17 protein-coding genes and 1 tRNA gene are annotated in these 20326 nt (G+C 42.5%); 4 read left to right on the top strand and 14 right to left on the bottom strand.

The genetic code is table 11. The features are described 5' to 3' along the window. Nucleotides 1–10: 10 nt before the first annotated feature. The 10 genes from BQ7344_RS10845 to BQ7344_RS10800 all read right to left on the bottom strand — a co-directional run bounded on the left by BQ7344_RS10845 (nucleotide 11) and on the right by BQ7344_RS10800 (nucleotide 10860). On the bottom strand, nucleotides 11–1315 hold the full coding sequence (locus tag BQ7344_RS10845; protein WP_200793042.1) for a cupin domain-containing protein: 1305 nt from the start codon (nucleotides 1313–1315) through the stop codon (nucleotides 11–13). 19 nt (nucleotides 1316–1334) lie between these two features. Next, nucleotides 1335–2369: an aldose 1-epimerase family protein gene (locus BQ7344_RS10840; RefSeq protein ID WP_072522580.1), complete on the bottom strand. Its 1035-nt coding sequence runs from the start codon at nucleotides 2367–2369 to the stop codon at nucleotides 1335–1337. A gap of 3 nt (nucleotides 2370–2372) precedes the next feature. Beyond that, complete coding sequence (locus tag BQ7344_RS10835; RefSeq protein WP_072523415.1) at nucleotides 2373–2801, bottom strand: RbsD/FucU family protein; 429 nt, start codon at nucleotides 2799–2801, stop codon at nucleotides 2373–2375. A 146-nt stretch (nucleotides 2802–2947) separates the two neighbouring features. After that, nucleotides 2948–4006, bottom strand: a complete 1059-nt coding sequence (locus tag BQ7344_RS10830; RefSeq protein ID WP_072522579.1) for a substrate-binding domain-containing protein — start codon at nucleotides 4004–4006, stop codon at nucleotides 2948–2950. 94 nt (nucleotides 4007–4100) lie between these two features. After that, entirely contained in the window at nucleotides 4101–5048 is a 948-nt protein-coding gene (locus BQ7344_RS10825) for an ABC transporter permease (protein ID WP_072522578.1), read from the bottom strand. Next, complete coding sequence (locus BQ7344_RS10820; protein WP_072522577.1) at nucleotides 5045–6559, bottom strand: sugar ABC transporter ATP-binding protein; 1515 nt, start codon at nucleotides 6557–6559, stop codon at nucleotides 5045–5047. Before BQ7344_RS10820 ends, BQ7344_RS10825 begins: the two co-directional genes overlap by 4 nt. 23 nt (nucleotides 6560–6582) lie before the next feature. Further along, on the bottom strand, nucleotides 6583–7797 hold the full coding sequence (locus tag BQ7344_RS10815) for a hypothetical protein (RefSeq protein ID WP_072522576.1): 1215 nt from the start codon (nucleotides 7795–7797) through the stop codon (nucleotides 6583–6585). 381 nt (nucleotides 7798–8178) lie between these two features. Further along, on the bottom strand, nucleotides 8179–9261 hold the full coding sequence (locus tag BQ7344_RS10810) for a LacI family DNA-binding transcriptional regulator (RefSeq protein WP_072522575.1): 1083 nt from the start codon (nucleotides 9259–9261) through the stop codon (nucleotides 8179–8181). 9 nt (nucleotides 9262–9270) lie between these two features. Further along, on the bottom strand, nucleotides 9271–10122 hold the full coding sequence (gene aroE / locus BQ7344_RS10805) for a shikimate dehydrogenase (protein ID WP_072522574.1): 852 nt from the start codon (nucleotides 10120–10122) through the stop codon (nucleotides 9271–9273). A gap of 24 nt (nucleotides 10123–10146) precedes the next feature. Next, entirely contained in the window at nucleotides 10147–10860 is a 714-nt protein-coding gene (locus BQ7344_RS10800; RefSeq protein ID WP_072522573.1) for an acyl-[acyl-carrier-protein] thioesterase, read from the bottom strand. A 164-nt stretch (nucleotides 10861–11024) separates the two neighbouring features. Here BQ7344_RS10800 and BQ7344_RS10795 point away from each other — a divergent pair, with 164 nt between their 5' ends. Beyond that, complete coding sequence (locus tag BQ7344_RS10795; protein ID WP_072522572.1) at nucleotides 11025–11633, top strand: GNAT family N-acetyltransferase; 609 nt, start codon at nucleotides 11025–11027, stop codon at nucleotides 11631–11633. Between the two features lie 51 nt (nucleotides 11634–11684). On the opposite strand, the gene BQ7344_RS10790 is transcribed toward BQ7344_RS10795, so the two are convergent. Continuing rightward, nucleotides 11685–11756, bottom strand: a tRNA-Gln gene (locus tag BQ7344_RS10790). A 161-nt stretch (nucleotides 11757–11917) separates the two neighbouring features. On the opposite strand from BQ7344_RS10790, the gene BQ7344_RS10785 reads away from it, so the two are divergent. From BQ7344_RS10785 to BQ7344_RS10775, 3 genes are all read left to right on the top strand, one after another. After that, nucleotides 11918–13381 carry a nicotinate phosphoribosyltransferase gene (locus BQ7344_RS10785; protein ID WP_072522571.1) on the top strand — a complete coding sequence of 488 codons (1464 nt, stop codon included), beginning with the start codon at nucleotides 11918–11920 and terminating at the stop codon, nucleotides 13379–13381. 57 nt (nucleotides 13382–13438) lie between these two features. Then, entirely contained in the window at nucleotides 13439–14002 is a 564-nt protein-coding gene (locus tag BQ7344_RS10780; RefSeq protein ID WP_072522570.1) for a M15 family metallopeptidase, read from the top strand. Between the two features lie 102 nt (nucleotides 14003–14104). Continuing rightward, the gene (locus BQ7344_RS10775; protein WP_072522569.1) at nucleotides 14105–15136 is read left to right on the top strand and encodes a 3-deoxy-7-phosphoheptulonate synthase; all 1032 of its coding nucleotides are present in this window, start codon (nucleotides 14105–14107) and stop codon (nucleotides 15134–15136) included. A gap of 81 nt (nucleotides 15137–15217) precedes the next feature. On the opposite strand, the gene spoVT is transcribed toward BQ7344_RS10775, so the two are convergent. From spoVT to BQ7344_RS10760, 3 genes are all read right to left on the bottom strand, one after another. Next, nucleotides 15218–15766, bottom strand: a complete 549-nt coding sequence (gene spoVT / locus BQ7344_RS10770; protein WP_015543422.1) for a stage V sporulation protein T — start codon at nucleotides 15764–15766, stop codon at nucleotides 15218–15220. A gap of 89 nt (nucleotides 15767–15855) precedes the next feature. Then, complete coding sequence (locus tag BQ7344_RS10765) at nucleotides 15856–18849, bottom strand: bifunctional diguanylate cyclase/phosphodiesterase (protein WP_072522568.1); 2994 nt, start codon at nucleotides 18847–18849, stop codon at nucleotides 15856–15858. 35 nt (nucleotides 18850–18884) lie between these two features. Further along, nucleotides 18885–20324: an extracellular solute-binding protein gene (locus BQ7344_RS10760; RefSeq protein WP_072522567.1), complete on the bottom strand. Its 1440-nt coding sequence runs from the start codon at nucleotides 20322–20324 to the stop codon at nucleotides 18885–18887. Between the last annotated feature and the right edge of the window lie 2 nt (nucleotides 20325–20326).

Raw genomic sequence — 20326 nt, 5'->3', positions numbered from 1 at the left:
ACAGCATTTCTTAGTTTTCAGGTACTTCCTGCGGTACACCCGGGCAGTTCGGTCCAAAATGTTTCAGAACTACGAGCGGTTCTACCTTGCTGGTATTTGTAATTGTGATTCCTTTTACAGATGCCTGCTCTGATACGAAGAATTCATCAGAGCTCTGCTGGCCAAAGTGAAGTAATGTCGGGGCCTCAGCATCATAAACACCAAATTTTCCATGCCCCTGAACGAAGATACAGCCATATGCAGCGCCGTCTTTAATTGTTACAGTCTGTCCCGGATATACGGTCAGCTCTTTTGCTGCAATGTATGGATTTGCGTATGTAATCCATTTCTGTACATACTGTTCTGTTTCTGTCTCTACGATTGGTCTGCGGAAGTAGTGTTTTCTGTAGTGAGGATCCACGTTCTTATCCCAGTCAAGAAGTTTGAATACATCTTCAATATCTTTCTTGTCTTCTGGCAGTTCCTCATCCAACATTTCCGGAGGATAAACTTCACCAGATACGATATTTTCATATACGGAGTTTACATCGGAGTTCCACTGTGGCTCATATGTCAGTACAGATGCCGGTGCATGAATAACGCCCGCCGGTGTATACCAGCCGGTTCCAAGCTCTACTCTGTAAGCTCTGGAAAGTTCTGTAATTCGTGTATCGTCATCTGCAAAATGACGAATTCTATCTTTAATCTCTTCCGGATCAACATCCGGGTCAAATCCGAAATATGTGTAGTTTGCTTCACCAAAATAGTTATTTAACTGTTTCGGGAAATAATAGTTTTCCGGTTTTCCAAGTTTGCCTACTCTTGCAGCATCTTCAAATCCCAGATGCAGATGATGGAACAGTGGATTTTCATTATCAAAGAATTTGGAATACATCGGCCATCCGTTGTATTTTTCCATTAATTCTTTACCAACAATCTCTTCTCCGAGTACTTTTACAGCGTTTCTCAGAGAGAATTTTTCGTCACTGTCATAATCTACACAAACATATGCCATACCTTCATCGGCTTTTGCAGTCTCACCATTCTGTGCTGCAATTGTTGACGCAAACCATCTCTCAGTGATGGAACCTCGTGCCATACCAAATGCAAAATAATCATCCGGATGAAGTTTTAATCTGTGACCTGCTTTACCAAATCTTCTCGGTACGAATGCGGGGAACAGACGAAAAACGCCTTCTCCTTTTTTGAATGTGGAACGGATAACTGCTTCATCTTCCGTTGCATCTTTTACTACAAGATTTCCTGTTTTTTTGGCTTCTTCAAGCTTTGCATCCAGTGCATCGCCGGCTTTTTTGATCAGATCTTTTTCTGTCATGATTTTTCTCCTTTTACTCTTAAAGATTTTTTACAGCTTCGAACTCGTCTCTTCCTTTTAAAATGTGAAAGGTCAGATTGTATTCTTTTACTTCTCCTGGCTCGAGGTATTTCATTGAGCCGTTATTTACCGCATCTTCGATTCCATCAATCGTAGAGTTTGCAGGTTCCAGACCCATAACATAGTCTCCTGCACCCATCATCTTCCACTGAACAAGGTGATCTAGAGTACTTAAGTCGATTTCAATTGCAATACCCAGATCAAGTTCCGGATTGAATATGGCAACTTTTGAATGATTGTTTTCGTCCGGTTTCAGTTTGTGATAATAACACATCTCCTCATAATCCGGATCTGCCGCTTCAGGATGCATCCAGTCTGCAATGCCTTCCTGCGCATGTTCATTTCTTGCTTTTGTTTCCAGTGCCGGTATATATACTTCGCTGTCCGGTGTAAGAATCGGATAGCCGATATTGCAGTGATAAAGAATCATCTGGCGGACTTTTTTGAACCCTTCATTTTTTACCTTATCTCTGACTGTGATTTTTCTGTCTTTGTAATAGCAGCGGATTTCACGGTTCAGTGACATCTTGTCTCCGAAAATAATCGCATCACGGACGGTTCCTCTGATCACTGCGCATGGTGTTGCGCCGCTTTCGTCGATCACATAACTGACATTTTCTGCCGGTGTATGTGAAAGATTTCCATGAAGTCCATAAGAAGTTCCCTCATACTCGCATGGGGCACCTGCAACTTTTAATCCACATGTGGTCATGAATCCCGCGGTAAAGCTTTTGAGGAATCCAAGTCCCTTGTCGTCAAAATATTCCGGTGCAACCACACCACATGGTGAAATAAATCCAATGTTTTCTCCGCAGAAATCAAGATACGGAATATCCATTCCTCTGCTTATATTTACATCAAAATGCATACCCGAACGATTCTGAACATCCACCATTTCCACACCGGATGCCTTTCCATCTTCCATACAGATCTTCTTTACTTTCATCAGCTGATCCTTATGTCCGATGTACTTTTTCTCTTCCTGATAATTCATTTTTCAGCAAACCCCTTTCTGAAGGATTATGTTTCCATAACGGGATTCGTCTCCTGTCTGAACGATCACAAATGCATCTTCTGCTGTTTTGTAAAACGGAAGACGATCTATAAATTCAAAATCATGGAATGCATCATCTTTGTCATATTTGTTTAAAAGTTCTCTGTATGTTTCCCAAATCTCCGGAACCGGCTCTGTCGGGAGGTTTCTCATAAGTCTCACCGGGTTATCGATAAAGTTATCCAGCGGAAACAGCTGCAGTATTGCTTCCAGAAGTTCCGGAATCATAATGCCGTCCATACGGATCATTTTTTTTGCATGTGCGGTTCCAGGAAAGTTAGCATCTGCCAGAATCAATACATCGGAATGTCCCATTTCCATCATTGTCTTTACCAGTTCCGGAGGTAAAATTTTTGGTATATTTCTCAGCATTTTGTGTTTCCTTTCTAATTCTGCTCTGTTTTTGGGCGCAAAAAGCACCGCTGCAAAGTCCATTCTTTGCCAGCGGTGCCTTGCTTTATTATCCAGATCTCATTATGTTTTATAAACTCGTGTTACCAGTTACTCTGAATCAGAAATTATTTTGCTTCTTCTTCAGTTGTATCTTCTGCTGCTGTATCATCAGCTGCTTCGTCTGTTTTCTCTTCAGTTGTATCTTCTGCTGCGTCATCACCGGAGATAGCGTCTACACCACCTTCAAGATATGCATCTACGTTGTCTTTTGTGATCGGGCGGAATGGAATTCTTGTATCAGGCTCAACTTCTTCGCCTTTAGCTGCTGCAACTGCAACATCAACACCAACACGTCCCTGTCCTGCGGAGTCCTGAAGAACGGATACACCATAGGAACCATCTTTAACTGCTGCAACTGCATCATCAAGACCATCTACACCACCGATGATGATGTCGTCTCTGCCTGCTGCCTGTGCTGCGGAAAGAGCACCCATACCCATATCATCGTTCTCGCAGATGATAGCTTTCAGATCATCACCATAAGTTGTGATCCAGTCTTCTGCAAGTGCCATAGCTTCATCACGTTTCCAGTTAGCTGTCTGAGTAGCTACTACATCGAAATAGTCAAGCATTCCGACTTCTTCGAATCCTGCCATACGCCCAACCTGTCCTGACTGTCCCATAGGTCCTTCAATGATCGCTACTTTGGATCCTTTTTCAAGTCCGGATTCTTCCATGAACCATTTACCGAGAAGTTCACCGGATTCCTGATCTGTACAACCTACAAATGCTGTGTAATTCTTATCACCGATGTCGCCATTGTCAACGATGATCGGAACACCTGCGTCATTTGCCATGGAAACAACAGGAGCACTTCCTTCTACACTCTGTGGAATTACAACAAGAGCATCTACTCCTGCTGCCAGAAGAGTTTCGCAGTCACTAATCTGTTTATTTACATCGCCGCCTGCATCATACATAAGAAGCTCTACGCCAAGTTCTTTTGCCTCTGCCTCAGCTGCATCTGCAATAGCTGCTACGAATGTGTCAGAGTTGTCTTTTGATGAGAAACCGATCTTGATATCAGCATTGTCCTTCTCTGCTGCTGATACTGATACATTAAATGCACCCATTGTTGCAATCATAGAAACTGCAAGTAACCCACCCAAAACTTTTTTCTTCATATTTTGCTTCCTCCTTAAAAGAAATTGTTATATTTTTAATATCACAGTGATATTAAATTCACCATTATTCAGTTTTTATTTTTGTAGTGCTTAATTATGCTTTTTTACCTTTTGTTCTCATATCCAGAAATACTGCGATGATGATCAGTAATCCTTTTACGATCTGCTGCCAGAAAGAGTTGATGTTCATCAGGTTCATGGAGTTCTGTAACAGGCCCAGAATTACGAAACCGATGATAGTTCCTGACAGAGAACCGATACCACCGCTCATACTTGTTCCACCGATCGCTGTTGCAGCGATTGCATCCATTTCATAGGATTCACCAGCTGTCGGCTGACCGGAACTGATACGTGCTGCAAGGATCAGACCAACCATCCATGCACAAATAGAAGACATTACATAAACCATAAGCTGTACTCTCTGTGTACGTACACCGGAAAGTTTTGCGGCATTCATGTTACCACCGATTGCAAATACGTAACGTCCAAAGGTTGTCATTGTAAGAATGACCAGACCAATGATACAGAAGATTACCAGAAGGATGATCGGAACCGGGATTCCCAGAAAGTATCCCTGGCCAATTACCTTAAAGCTCGGATCGGAGATGGTGTACGGTTTACCATTGGAATAAACCTGTGCAAAACCACGTCCGATAGTCATTGTTGACAGTGTTGCAATAAATGGCTGGAATCCTACATAGGAGATGAGCCATCCGTTAAATACTCCACAGATAGCGGAAATTACCAGTGCTGCAAGACTTGCAAGGAACCAGTTTGTACCGCTCTGAAGCAGTGAACCAACGATAACACCTGTGATAGCAACTACAGATCCGACTGAAAGGTCGATACCGCCGGTAAGAATTACGAATGTCATACCAACTGCCAGAATACCATTTATGGAAATCTGTCTCAGGATATTAATGATATTCTGACTTGTCAGAAATACATCTGATTTGATGCTCATAAAGACAATGATAAAAAGAGCAACAAATACAAGTCCAAATTGTCTCAGGATCTTTCCTATATCTTTTTTCTGTGTCATTGTTCATTTCCTCCAAATGCTAAATTCATAATAGCCTGCTGAGAAGCTGTTTCTTCGCCTTCCAGCTCTCCTTTTACTCTGCCGTTTGCCATAACCATAACACGGTCACTCATTCCGATCAGCTCAGGCATTTCAGAGGAAATCATAATGATCGCAATACCCTGTTTTGCCAGATCGATCATAATGTTATAAATTGCGGCTTTTGCACCTACGTCAATACCACGTGTAGGCTCATCCATGATCAGCACCTTAGGCTCTGACATCAGACATTTTGCTAAAACAACCTTCTGCTGATTACCTCCCGAAAGACTGGATACCAGATCATCGATTCCATTCATCTTAGTTGCCATTTTTTCTGTATATTCTTTTGCAAGTTTTCTTTCCTTCGGCTTCTGAATGAATGATGCCCCGGATAATTTATCAAAGTTCTGTAAAGATACGTTTTCTTTAATATTTCTGCAAAGCACCAGTCCCAGTTCTTTTCGGTCTTCTGATGCCATTACAATGTGATGTTTGATTGCATCCTGTGGATGTCTGATCGTAATCTGTTTTCCTTCCAGATAAATTTCTCCGAAATCCAGTTTGTCATAACCCACAAGTGCTCTCATTACTTCACTTCTTCCGGCACCTACCAGTCCCGCCAGTCCAAGAATCTCACCGGCTCTTACTTTAAGATTTACATCTTCAAAAACACCTTTTCTGGTGAAATTCTTCAGTTCAAGAACTACTGCTCCTTTTTTCGCCGTGTTGGTCGGATAACCACCTTCTAGCTCACGACCTACCATCATGTTAATCAACTGTTCTCTGGATGCATCAGCAACCTTGACACAGCCTATAAACTGTCCGTCTCGAAGTACAGAAACTCTGTCGGCAAGTTCAAAAACCTCTTCCATTCGATGAGAGATATAAATAATTCCGACTTTTTTGGCTCTCAGATTATCAATGATATGGAACAATGTCTCTGTCTCTTTTTCTGATAAGGAAGAGGTAGGCTCATCCATAATGATAACTTTTGAATTGTAGGAAACCGCTTTGATGATCTCCATCATCTGAATCTGAGCAATATTCAGATTCTTCATTTTCATTGTTGGTTTTATGTACTGGTCCAGTTCATATTCAACAAGAAGCTCCTGTGTTTTCTGATTTAACTGCTTTTTATCTACAAAAGGCAACCCTTTGATTTTTTTCTGTTCCCTTCCAAGAAAAACATTCTCTGCAACTGTCATTTCTGGAATAGGGCTTAATTCCTGATGGATCATGGATATTCCGGCATCAAGTGCTTCTCTGGCCGACTTGAATTCAACTTCTTTACCGTCAAGAACAACCTTGCCTGCGTCTTTTGTATAAATACCCATAATAATTTTCATAAGAGTAGATTTTCCTGCACCATTTTCACCCATCAGTGCGTGGAGCTCACCTGGTTCAATACAGAGTTCTGCTCCTTTTAGTACAGTTACTCCGGAGAAAGCTTTATCAATTCCTGTGGCTTCCAGTATGTATTTGCCTCCCAAGACTTTTCTCCTCCTTCAATTTTCTATTCAATAACCAAATCCGGGTTTTCCGAGAAATGTTTCAGAATCACGATTGGATCTGTGGTGGATGGATTTGTAATCACAACACCTTCTTTTGCTGCTTTTTCAGTTACAAAATATTCGTCATGTGTCAGCTGTCCATAATGGATCAGTGCCGGAGATTCGATTTCCCATTTTCCGAAAGTTCCGTGGCCTTCCAGACAGATCAGACCATATGGTGCGCTGTCTTTGATTGTTACAGTCTGTCCCGGGAGAACAGTCAGGCGTTTTGCACAGACTGTTTCACACTTATAGCAAATCCACTCTTCAATGTATCCATCTGCGATCATGTCTTCCATCGGTCTCACCGGCTTCGGTGCCATAAAACGGTTCTTATGGAAATCAGGATCTACGTTCTTATCCCAGTCGATAACATCCAGCAGGTATTCATAATTTCCAAGCTCTTCTTCCGGTGTGTTCTTCCAGAGAAGATCTTCTCCTACAATCTGTCCGTTCAGAAGGACTGACTGATACATTGCGTATACATCTGATGCAAACTGCGGTTCATAAGTACAAAGGCTTCCAGGTGCATGTAATACTCCCGGAGGTACATCCCATCCGGTATCAAGATCCAGCTTATATGCCATTGCCAGAGAAGTGATTCTGTTATCTCCTTTTGTAAAGTTTTTCAGAGATTCAAGAACTTCTTCTTTTGTAGTTTCAGGATTCAGTCCGAAGAAAGTAAATGGAAATTCTCCACCGTGGTTATTTAACTGTGACGGGAAGAAATACATTTCCGGTTTTCCTGAAGCACCAACTCTGTTCGCATGCTGATCTCTGTGATGGATGTGATGCGGCAACGGGCCTGCATTATCAAAGAATTTGGAAAACATCGGCCATCTGTGATATTTGTTCCAGAGTGTCTCTCCGATAACCTCTGCTCCCAGAAGTTCCACAACATCTCTGAGCAGGACTTTTTCTTTTCCTTCATCATCAACTACAACATAGCTGAGGCCTTCATCTTCCGGTGTATCCGGCCCATTCTCAGCCCATGTGGTAGATGAAAACCATCTCTCATCTATTCCACCTCTCTGACCCAGAACAAAATAATCATCCGGATGAAGTTTGATTCTTTTTCCCGGTCTGCAAAACGATCTCGGTACCCAGGTAGGAGCAAGTCTTAAAATTCCGCCACCCTGTTCCAACGCTTTTTCAGCAAGTCTTTTTTTATTTTGCATATTATCCTCTCCTTTTTGGTAAAACGTTTTTCTAATGGTTAAAAAAAATAGTCTTGTTGATTATTGTGCTTTTTGCACTATTTTTCACATAATATACATATGTTTTAAGTGCTTTTGCCGTCTCAAGATAGATTTATCATATCCTTTTATATTGTATTTGTCAATTGATTTTTGTACACAATTTAATATTTGTAAATAGTGAAACGTTTTTCTGGTATGTTTTTGTTAAAATTGCACAATATTTTTTAAGTTTTACCCCCCCCCGTTCCGTAAAACGTTTTTTCATTTGTTTTGATTATACAATTATTTATATTTTTTGCAAATTTATCTACAAAAAAATCCCCGACGCCACCATCATCAGATGATATCGGGGATATCCTTTTACCAGTCGACCAGATTCCAGTCTTCCGGTGCATCTTCTACTGTTGATTTTCGTACAACAAGTCTTGCATTCATTTTGATACCTATTGCATCATAATATTTCTCATCCTGTTCTTCTATTCTCTGAAACAGTATCTTCGCCGCTTCGATCCCGGCATGTCTTTTCCGGATATGGATTGTTGAAAGTGACGGTTCTATCACACTCGAGAGGAAAACATCATCATATCCCATAAGTTTGATTTCTTCCGGTATTCTCTTTCCATATTCTTTCAGGACTTTCAGCGCACCAATCGCCATCTGGTCGTTTCCACAGAATACACCGTCCAGATCCGGCACCTGTTCCAGTAGCTGTTTCATACATGTATAACCGCTCTGATGGCTGTAATCACCGTAGGTCATCATTTTTTCCCTGTCATAATACATGTCATTCTTCTTCAGGCAGTCTTCGTAGCCTCTTATACGCTCCAGCGCGATCTGCAGTTCTGTGGCACCCGTAATATGACATATTTTTTTGCATCCACAGTCGATCAGGTGCTGCACTGCCTTCTGTGCATTTGCATATCCGTCAAAATACACAGAATCAATCCCAACGTCCGTCATGTCACGTTCCATACTTACCAGCGGGATTTTTTTATATTTATTTGCCTGTTTTCTCAACTGTGAAAAATATTTTTCTGCGCTCTCATTTGATATTGAAGAGACAAAAATAATTCCGTCTACCCGGTTCGCTATCAGTCTTCGAAACAACTCTTTTTCTCTTTTGATTGCATCCTTGTCACCATAGGTTGCCTGTGTATCACAAATGATGATCTGATATCCTTTTTCTACTGCTACTGAATTGATTCCCTTTACTACGTACGGATAAAACACTCCGCACATATCTTCTGTGATCACTCCGATCGTTCCCGTTTTATTATTTTTCATGCTTCTTGCTATCGGATTAGCCTCATAAGAAAGCTCTTCTACAGCTTTTTCTACACGCATCACCAGATCCGGGCTTACATATTTTGATTTGTTCAGGACATTGGACACCGTTGAAATGGACACTCCTGCTTTTTTTGCAACATCCTTAATTCCACTCATATATTTTTCTCAGCACTCTCCGTATTCTTTTTTCATTGCCTGCTTCATTACTTCCACAGGTGCTTTTCGTCCTGTCCACAACTCATAAGCCAATGCACCCTGATTTACCAGCATTTCCAAACCATTAAACGTTCTTAAATTATGTCTCTCTGCCTCCTGTAAAAACGAAGTTCTTAATTTATTTGGAATTACATCACATACTACCAGATCCTTCGGCAGTTTTTTATACTGAATATCCGGTTTTGCATCATCCTGAAAACCGATTGATGTTGCATTCACCAGAATATCTGTATCTTCCGGAATCTGTACACAGCCATCCCACGGCATAAAATTTCCTGTTGCAAGTGTCTTTTTGTTTATAATATCCACAAGTAGCTGTGCATGGTCTCTGTTTCGGTTGATCACCATAATATTACGCATTCCTGCCCCGGCCAGTTCCACAGCAATAGCTCTGGCAGCACCTCCGGCGCCCAAAATCACTGCGTTTTTCCCTTCCGTAGCGACATTTCCGTCTTTCAGACTTTTCAGGAAACCTTTGCCATCTGTATTTTCACCGGCCAGTTTTCCGTCTTTCCAGTAGATTGTATTTACGGCACCCATGATCTGTGCGCTCTCTGAGACTTCATCCAGATACCGAAGAACTTCTCCCTTATGTGGCATTGTAATATTAATCCCGGTAAAGTTCATTGCGCGCAGACCCTTCATCGCATTTTCAAGATCACCGCACTTTACCTGGATTGTCAGATAGTCCATCGGTATCTGTTCTGAATCAAAAGCAGCCTGTTCCATAATTACTGTAGGATTATCATCTACTGGATCACCGAAAACGCCTACCAGCTGTCTCTGATACTTTCCCCTCATACATATACCTCCTGTCTGTTTATCTCACATTTTTTCCATAAATTCAACAACGGCATATGGTTCATTATTCCGGTCATTTAATAAAATTTTAGTCACACCATCTGCTTCTGCTTTTCCCGGGAAAATTTGATTATTCAACCGTGCCTGCTGCTTATATTCTGCACGCATCTGATAAATCTTATAGTTCGCCGGAAGATAATCCATTGCCATCTGTACATACTGGCAATTGTTTACATGATGATTCGTATCCAGGTGATGCTTCTGGACATAAAATACATCTTCTTTTATATATTTCTCTGGTAAAACGATTTTCCTGGGGGCATAATCCATTTCCAGTTTTTCTTCCAGACCATACCCCTCCATATCTCTTTCGGTCAGCCTGACGGGAACCCCATTCTCTCTGTTAATATACGTCCAGAAAGTATTTGCATAAGCCAATCGTTCGCCATCTGCTGTATCCATAGTAAAATTACGAAAACCCATAAACCCCCGAAAACCATAAGCCCATGTAGAGGTTCTGATCTGTTCTCCCAACGCCGGATAGCGTTCAACAATCACCTGCCATGCAGACAATACCCAGAAACGTTTCCATTCCTTCAGTACTTTAAGGCCAAGTCCGACTTCTTCTGACTGAAATGTGCTACAATCCTGGAAATAGTTCAGAATCCCCGGCAGAGTAAGCAGACCATTTTCACCGGTCTCACTGTATCGTACTCTTCCATCAAAACTATATATCATAATTTCCGCTCTCTTTCAATGTATTTCTTTATATTATGTTATATTTTACCATGTCTTTTATCTTAAGGTCAATTGTGGTATGCTGAATGCAGAAAATATTCTGGATTAAAATGTTACCGTCCACAGTAACATCAAAATTCATCCAATTCAACGGAGGTATTATCATGTCATCAGCCGCTTCAAACATTCACATTCGTACCGCCTCCCCCGACGATGCAGCCGCACTCCTTGCAATCTATGCACCTTATGTGCTTGAAACCGCCATCACCTTTGAATATGATGTTCCATCCACAGAAGAATTTGCCCGGCGGATCACACACACACTGGAAAAATACCCGTACCTTGTTGCAGAAAAGGATCACACAATTCTGGGATATGCCTATGCAGGACCGTTTCACGAGCGTGCTGCATATGACTGGGCTGTTGAAACTTCCATCTATGTAGATGAGAATCTAAAGCACTCCGGCATCGGCAGACTTCTCCATGATGCACTGGAAAATGCATTAAAAAAACAGGGCATTCTCAATATGAATGCATGTATTGCCTGCACACCAACAGAAGACCCTCACCTCAATAACAACAGCGTCGAGTTCCATACACACATGGGCTATCGTCTCGTTGGTGAATTTTATCAGTGCGGATACAAATTCCGCACGTGGTACAACATGGTCTGGATGGAAAAACAGATTGGAGAGCATCTGACAGATCAGCCTGAGATCCGAAAATTCAGGGATATAGAATCCGACATCTGTTACAGGAAATTTATGAAGTAATTTCCTGTAACAAATACGAAAAAAGCACCTCTTCCGAGGTGCTCCACTTAGCAGGGCTACAAGGATTCGAACCTTGAACTGACGGAGTCAGAGTCCGTTGCCTTACCGTTTGGCGATAGCCCTTTATTGTTTTTCGCTTGCTCATCGCTCGCGACGAATGTTATTATATTACAGTCTTCCGAAAAAATCAACCCCTTTTTTAAATTTTTTTCAAAAAAATATTTCGTGCCGTTCTACGGGAATAATGGTATAATAAATTAACCTTAAAGAAAAGGAGATAACAGATGAGAGCAATGAATCTGACCCTGCTCACCGATTTATATGAATTAACCATGATGCAGGGCTATTTTAAGAACCCGACCAATCAGACTGTAATTTTCGATATGTTCTATCGTGTGAATCCTTGTGGCGGCAGTTTTGCTATTACAGCAGGTCTGGAGCAGATGATTGAATATATTGAAAACCTTCATTTCAGTGATAAAGATATTGAATATCTCCGCAGCCTTCATATTTTTGAAGATGACTTCCTGGAATATCTGAGATCATTTCATTTTACCGGCGATATTTATGCAATCCCGGAAGGGACAGTTGTCTTCCCACGCGAACCGCTCGTTAAAGTAATCGCGCCGATCATGGAAGCACAGCTTGTCGAGACTGCAATCCTGAATATTATCAACCATCAGAGTCTGATTGCCACAAAAGCAGCCAGAGTATGCTATGCAGCCCGTGGTGACGGAATCATGGAATTCGGTCTCCGCCGTGCTCAGGGACCGGATGCCGGCATCTACGGTGCACGTGCTGCAGTAATCGGCGGATGCGCCGGAACATCCAATGTCCTCACCGGCCAGATGTTCAACGTACCTGTTCTCGGAACGCATGCCCACAGCTGGATCATGAGTTTCCCGGATGAATATACCGCATTCAAAACCTATGCAAAAATGTACCCGAATTCCTGTACCTTACTCGTAGATACCTACGATGTCCTGAAATCCGGTGTACCAAACGCGATCCGTGTATTCGAAGAAATGCGTGAGGAGGGCATCCAGCTCACTCACTACGGTATCCGTATTGACAGTGGTGATCTTGCCTACCTTTCCAAAGAAGCTTACAAAATGCTGGCTGCTGCCGGTTTTGACGATGCAACGATTTCTGCATCAAGTGACCTTGACGAATACCTGATTGACAGCCTGAAGACTCAGGATGCAAAAATCAATTCCTGGGGTGTCGGCACCAACCTGATCACCAGCAAAGATAACCCGGCTTTCGGTGGTGTATATAAGCTCGCCGCAGTCAAAGATGACGGAAGCAGTTCCTTCACTCCAAAGATCAAACTTTCCGAAAACACTGAGAAAGTCACCAATCCTGGTAACAAGACCGTTTATCGTATTTACAGCAAATCCACCGGCAAGATCAAAGCTGATCTTATCTGTCTCGCAGACGAAGTCTTTGATCCGGAGGAAACTATGATCATTTTTGATCCGACTGATACATGGAAAAAGACCAAAGTCCTCGGCGGCACCTATGAACTCCGTGAGCTTCTGGTTCCAGTCATTCGTGAGGGCAAACGTGTCTATACTTCTCCTGAAGTCATGGATCTGCGTGCATACTGCCAGAAAGAACAGAATACTCTGTGGGATGAATCCCGCCGTCTCGTAAATCCGCAGAAAGTTTACGTAGACCTTTCTCAGAAGCTGTTTGATCTTAAGAAAAACCTTCTTGAAGAAATGAGCGAAAAAGCTCTCGATTAAAAAGGCTTCATACTCCCCTCTCAACTTTCATATACTGGAAAATGAGGGGGGATTTTTATGATTACTGATTACACACGTCTGATCAATAAAGAGTATCCACTTCCACCAGACTATGTGCCACCGGATCTGATCGACATCGGACTTCCATTTGACTGTGCTCCCGGCAATCCCAAAAGACTTCTCGAAAAAGGGACTGCATATGCTGCCAGAGAACTGATCTGTCGCAGTCAGCACGAAGGAATCAGTCTGTGCTGTATCTCCGGTTACCGCTCCTATGACCGCCAAAAAGAACTTTTCCGTGGCAGTTCCTACGTCGCAGCTCCCGGTACCAGCGAACATCAGAGCGGGCTTGCCCTTGATCTTTCCAGTCCATCCGTACAGATGGAGCTTACAGAAAAATTTGGAGATACTTCGGAGGGACGTTGGCTTGCCTCCCACGCACCTTTTTATGGATTTATCCTTCGCTATCCTCTCGGAAAAGAAGACATTACCAGGTATCCTTATGAACCCTGGCATATCCGTTTTGTCACCCGAACCCTGGCCATCTACCTTACAAAAACAGGCATGACGCTGGATGAATACTATACTATACAAAAAAAGGACTGCACTATGACAGTTTAACGCGTTAATTTACTTTATTTTTTTGAAATAACGTGTTATACTACTGTTCAAAGCTGATAAAAACACAGTATATGTGTGAAAATATCCATGGAGGAAACAATTATGTCTATGAAAACCAATCACCAGCTTCCGCTTCCGGAAGTGTTGAAGCAAGAATATCCACTCAGCAAAGAGCTGCAGAAAGCCAAGCTGCTTCGCGATCAGGAGATCCGTCGTATTTTTACCGGCGAATCAGATAAATTTGTCGTTCTGGTCGGCCCTTGTTCCGCAGACAACGAAGACACGGTCTGCGAATACGTCAATCGTCTCAAAAAAGTCGCTGACAAAGTATCTGACAAGTTAATGATCATTCCGAGAGTCTATACCAATAAACCACGTACTACAGGTGACGGCTACAAGGGCATGCTTCATCAGCCGGATCCGGATAAAGCCCCGGATCTTCTTGCCGGCATCATCGCAATCCGCAAGATGCACATCCGTGTGCTTGAAGAAACCGGTCTTTCCTCAGCAGATGAAATGCTTTACCCGGAAAACCGAAGCTATCTGGATGATGTGCTTTCCTATGAAGCAATCGGTGCACGTTCCGTCGAGAACCAGCAGCACCGTCTGACTGCAAGCGGCATGGACATCCCGGTCGGCATGAAGAATCCGACAAGTGGTGACCTGTCCGTTATGCTTAATTCTGTAATTGCCGCACAGCACCCACATCACTTCATCTACCGTGGCTGTGATGTAGAAACCAGCGGAAACGAACTTGCACATACGATTCTCCGTGGTGGTGTCAACAAATACGGTCAGACCATCCCTAACTATCATTATGAAGATCTGATGCGTCTTTATGACCTGTATGGCAAAAAAAATCTCAAAAATCCAGCTGCCATCGTAGATGTAAACCATTCCAACTCCGGCAAGCAGTTCAAAGAACAGATTCGTATCGTAAGCGAAGTACTTCACAGCCGCAACTACAATCCGGATCTCCGCAAACTGATCAAAGGTGTTATGATCGAAAGCTATCTGCTTGAGGGCAGACAGGACATCAGTGACCACATGACTCCGGGCTGCTCTATCACTGATCCGTGCCTCGGATGGGAAGATACGGAACGTCTCATTTACGAAATTGCTGAGAAATGTTAACTTATTTTCAATAAACTCTCTGTTAATAAAAATGGAAGACTTTCGGCTCTCCGAAAATCTTCCATTTTTATTATTATTATTTTATGATTCCATCTGTCGTCCAAGAAACCCTGCAGCCGTCTGTACAAGCATCTTTTCCGGGTTTCCGAACTTTTCTCCATTGCCTTTTCCGATCAGTGATACTGAACCAATCGCATCTCCGTCGCAGATGATCGGCTGTACGATCACTGCTCCCGCATTTTCTTTCTGGTTCTCGACCAGAGATATTTTCCCGCGTTCCCCGGAATGAAAACAACGCATTTCTCTGTCTGAGATTACTCTGTCCAGTTCCCTGCTGATCTCCTTACCGGCAAATTCCCTGCTCCTCTGCCCTGCTGCCGCCACCACCTGATCGTGGTCTGTGATACATGCGATCATTCCTGTCGCCTGTGCCAGTGCCTCGGCATATTCTTTGGCGAAAAGATTCAATTCTCCGATAGGCGAATACTTTTTCAGGATGATTTCGCCTTCTTTATCCGTAAAAATCTCAAGCGGCGTACCTTCCTTTATCCGCAATGTGCGACGAATTTCTTTCGGAATCACAACTCTTCCGAGATCATCGATACGGCGGACGATTCCTGTTGCCTTCATATTTTTTATGTTCCTCCTGTTGTTTTTCCATATTTATATCTTCACTAATGTCGTTTGCTGTATCGTTATTATATGGAAAAACAGGAGAATTATGTGTAAAACTGTGAAATCGTTTTTAATGCAAGCGGACTGATACTCGTCGGAACAGGCTGTGGTTTTGCAATATAAAATCCCTGAAGCAGATCCACACCAAGTTCCAGAACTTTGTTGATCTCTTCCGGTGTTTCCAGCCCTTCCGCAACAATCTTCATGTCACGCTTGTGCGCATACGCAACAATATTTTCCACGATCTGCTGCTTGTCCGGATCCGTATCAATGTCACGAATGATTGAAAGATCGACTTTAATATAACCCGGTGCCAGATCAAGAAGGCTTTTTTCATTACTGTAACCGCTTCCATAGTCATCCAGTGCAAAGACACCACTGAATGCCGACGCATTTTTCTTGTGCTGCAGTGCGTGATAATCCAGTGATTCTTCCTCTGTGATCTCGATGACAATCTGCTTTGCAAGATCTTTAAAACGCCTTGCAAATTCTTCCTCGTCTCCTCTGTCCATATGCTGGCTCGCAATGGAATTTACAAAGAGGAGTGCATCTCCCTTTATCAGATTCTTTTCTTTCAATTCTTTGAATTCCTGTGTCGCGTGGAATAATGTCATACGCTCAATTTCACGCAGTGCACCTTCTTCCCGGGCAATTTTCATCACCACATCCGGTCGCTTCAATATCGGAAGTTCTGAGCGCATCAGAGCCTCATAAGCTTCAATCTCACCGGTTTTTGCGGAAACGATCGGCTGGAAGTAGTACGTAACCAGTTCTTCTTTCACAAAACGATGAAATTCACACCGAATCTGACTGTCACGAAATTCTTCTTCGTAAACATCCTGATCAAACTCTGCAATTTTGCCTTTTTCTGTCTTTTTGACCTGATACATGGCAAAATCCGCATGTTTTCTCATAACTCCCAGACTGTTGCTGTCCTCCGGATACCATGCCACACCACCGGAAATACTTAAATGCAGCTTCTGGCCATTCGGCAGGCGAATGACCTTTCTTTCGATTGCTTTTCTCAACTTATCGAGCTGGTAACGAATGTCATCCTGACTCTTATATCCATGGAATAAAAGATTAAACTCATCACCGGAAATATGCGCACTTAACGTTCCTTTCGGTGTGCCTTCTTCCAGGCAACATCCTGCCTGACGGATATATTCATCGCCCCAGTCATGACCAAATGTATCATTTGTATACTTGAGGTTATCCAGATCCATCATAACCAAAGCAGCATGGCCGATCTTGTCCGGATGACTGAATATCTTTTCACTTTCCCGTTTAAATGCACGACGGTTATGCAGACCGGTCAGTGCATCATAATCTCTTTCATGTTCGATTCGGAGACGTTCCATCATAGCAGTTGTCACGTCTTCCACCAGGCCAACCTGTACCCAGCCTTCCATTTTCACTTCCATTCGTACATAACGAAGACCTCTCTTCGGAAGCCGGACACAGTAAATATTTGTATCACCTGATTCTGATTTGAAGAAATAATTTTCTGTAAATTCTCTCAGTATCTTTCGAAACTCGTCGAGATTCAAAACAGCATCTGCACTAAAAGGCGCTCCTATCACGGCAAAGAAATTTTCTGTAAAAAATACACTTCCTGTATCAAACCGAATCTCATATCCACCGATCTCCACACTCGCCATTTCCATAATACGCAGGAATTTCGTAGAAGTGTTCAGGACATCCTGACTGAGCTGTGTAATCGCATCAGAAAACTGATCCAGTTCACGGATTCCTGTGCTGGAAAGTTTCGGAATCGTATTTCTGCTTCCCTGTGCTTCTGCCACTTCCTCTGAAAGTTTTGCAATCGGACTTGCCAGACGCCGACTGATAATATAACTGCATACCACACCAACCAGCAGCGTAATCAAAATTGTCAGCTTCAGCATTGCAAAAACCTGATTTCCAAATGCATAGAGATTTTTTTGCTCTACTGCACCAATCAGCATCCACTGTTCTTTTGAAAATGGCGCATTTTTGTTGTACAGTTCCAGCGGATATGCCGATACCATGTATTTCTTTTTGCCGGCATTCATTTCATAAATATTTCTGGAAAGCCGGTTCAACGTAATGTCTTCACCCACTGTACCTTTCAGTGTTCCTTCTTTTGACGATACATCTACAGATTTTACATTTACAGTATCTGAGTCCAGATCTTCTCCTGTCTCAGCCAGAATATACGTACCTGTATTATTATTCTGAAGTTCCGTATATGGAATCATCGTCTCCAGATAAGTCGTAAGCATTTCCACACCTATGACACCATATACTGTTCCATCGTCCAAAATCAGCGGAACAGAATATGCCACCACTGAACGGTCATCTCCCGGCAGAGTATACGGTGTACTTGTCCAGCGTCCGTAATCCACTGCATTTAGCTGTCCACCATCCTTATATGCTGCCTGAAAAACAGGATAAAGAATTCCCTCAGTTTTGTTATTTTTGAATTTTATTCCCGGTGTCCAGCCCTTGTCCGTAGAAATCCCAAGAGACTTAACAAGCTGCACCGGCGAACGCTCAAGCAGAAGATCATGATTTCTTTCGGAAGCGGCTGTCATCGGATCCAGATCTCTGATATAAATTCCCTGCAATACAGAATCTGTCTCACGTTCATCAAGATCATGTGTATTAAATATCACAAAAATACCATTGACCGACCTGTGGCGCAGCACATTGATAAGACTGTCACTGGTTTCTTCCATCAGAGATGCACAGGCTTTTTCATCAGAATCAAGTTTTTCAATATCCAGTCCTGATGCAATCCTGCTTTCTACAGCATTATTCAATATGCCGGATATAGACGACAGATTTTGATTTTCTACCATAGTGGTTTCCAGATAATTCTGTCTGTTTTCCACCTGTTTTTTCAGAATATCCACGGCATTCTTGTTAAGCTGTTTCCCTACGTTTCCAAAATACAGCGTAGCCACTAAAAGGAACAGTTCTATTATCAATACAATCAGCATTGCCTTAAATATTGACTGAAAAATCGATTTTTCTTTTTTCTTCTGTTGATGCATCCGGAAAAATCCTCCTTCTCCAGTTTCAGAATACACTAACCCTCATATGTCTGTAATTTTGTCAGCGTATCTTCATACCATCTGTCAAAATATTCTCCGGTCAGAAATTCTTCGGTTGCCGCTTCCATCGTCTGTCCGGCATCAATTCTTTCCTGAACAGCCTTTCTGTCCGCATCTGCAAGATCACTCATCGAATATTCCAGTACTGAACGGGCATCCTGCCCGCCTTCAAATGCCGGTGTTGTATATAATTCATTGTTATTTACTGTTTCAACAGCTTTTGTCAGAACCTTATCCATAGATTTTGGAAGATCTGTTCCACCCTTTCTGATCTCAACCATATCGTTTGCTTTTTGGGTTACCGGAAGATATCCCGACCCAATAGAAAAGCTGGTATTGTTCTCCGGTTCTGTAAGATATTTCAAAAATTCAACGCTCGCTTCGATTTCTTCATCAGATCCTTTCGTCACAACCATTCCGGCTCCCTGCTGTACTGCAACCTTTTTTCCTCCCTCAAACTCAGGCGGTGTAAGTACTTCCAGTTCAATATCATGTGATTCTGTGTCACTGGTCATTACCTGTGTCGGGAAAAATGTGGCACTTGAAGTTGCACCCACATATGCCAGAATATTTCCTGTTTTAATATCATCACTGCGAAAACGACCGGATGCCGCAAAATATCCTTTTACATATGGAACATAATAATTGTCCCAGAGTTTACGGACAATCTCTTTGTCAAAATTCAACGTCATCTTACCGTCTTTCACTTCAAAAAGATTTCCTCCAAGCTGTCTCGCACCTACAAACATATAATTTGCCATTGCATCTCTTCCAAACAGTGCCTTACCGTCATCTGGTTCTTCTGTCTGTTCATCTGTCCAGTTATAGTATTTCTCTGAAGTCTCTACCAGGTCTTCTACTGTCTCCAGATCTGACTCGTCTGCGCCGGTTGCTTCTGCAAATTTATCCCAGTCCGTTTTATTCAGAAAAAGAAGTTCTGTAGATTTTGCAACCGGGAATATCTTAATACTGCCGTCACCGGAGAAATCACCTTCTTTTAAATAAGCATCTATATATTCATTTTTTTCTTCATCAGTCAGATAATCACTGAGATCGACCACCTGACCTGCCTGATCTAATTTATACGCAGTATCTGCATATGCAGAAAAAATATTCGGCATATCGGCCGCACCGACTTTTTCTTCGGCAGCATCCATTACATTTGATTCCAGGTCATTAACACTTCCCTGACTGGAACTTTCTACAACAATATTCTTTTCTTTACCTACACTTTCATTAAAAGAATCTACCAGGGCATTAAATGCATCCAGCTGCTCTCCGTTATAATAAGTCCATACCGTCAGGTTTACAGGTTCTTCTGATTTTCCGATCCCGGGCTCTGTCCCGCATCCTGTAAGCAGACCTGCAAGCATTGCGCTTCCTGCCAGTACAGTGATTATTCTCTTCTGGTTCATGT

It is taken from the genome of Blautia sp. Marseille-P3087 (genome assembly GCF_900120195.1).
GTDB lineage: Bacteria > Bacillota > Clostridia > Lachnospirales > Lachnospiraceae > Blautia_A.
The sequence above is the reverse complement of the archived record's forward strand: the minus strand, read 5'-3'. Positions and strand labels throughout refer to the sequence as shown.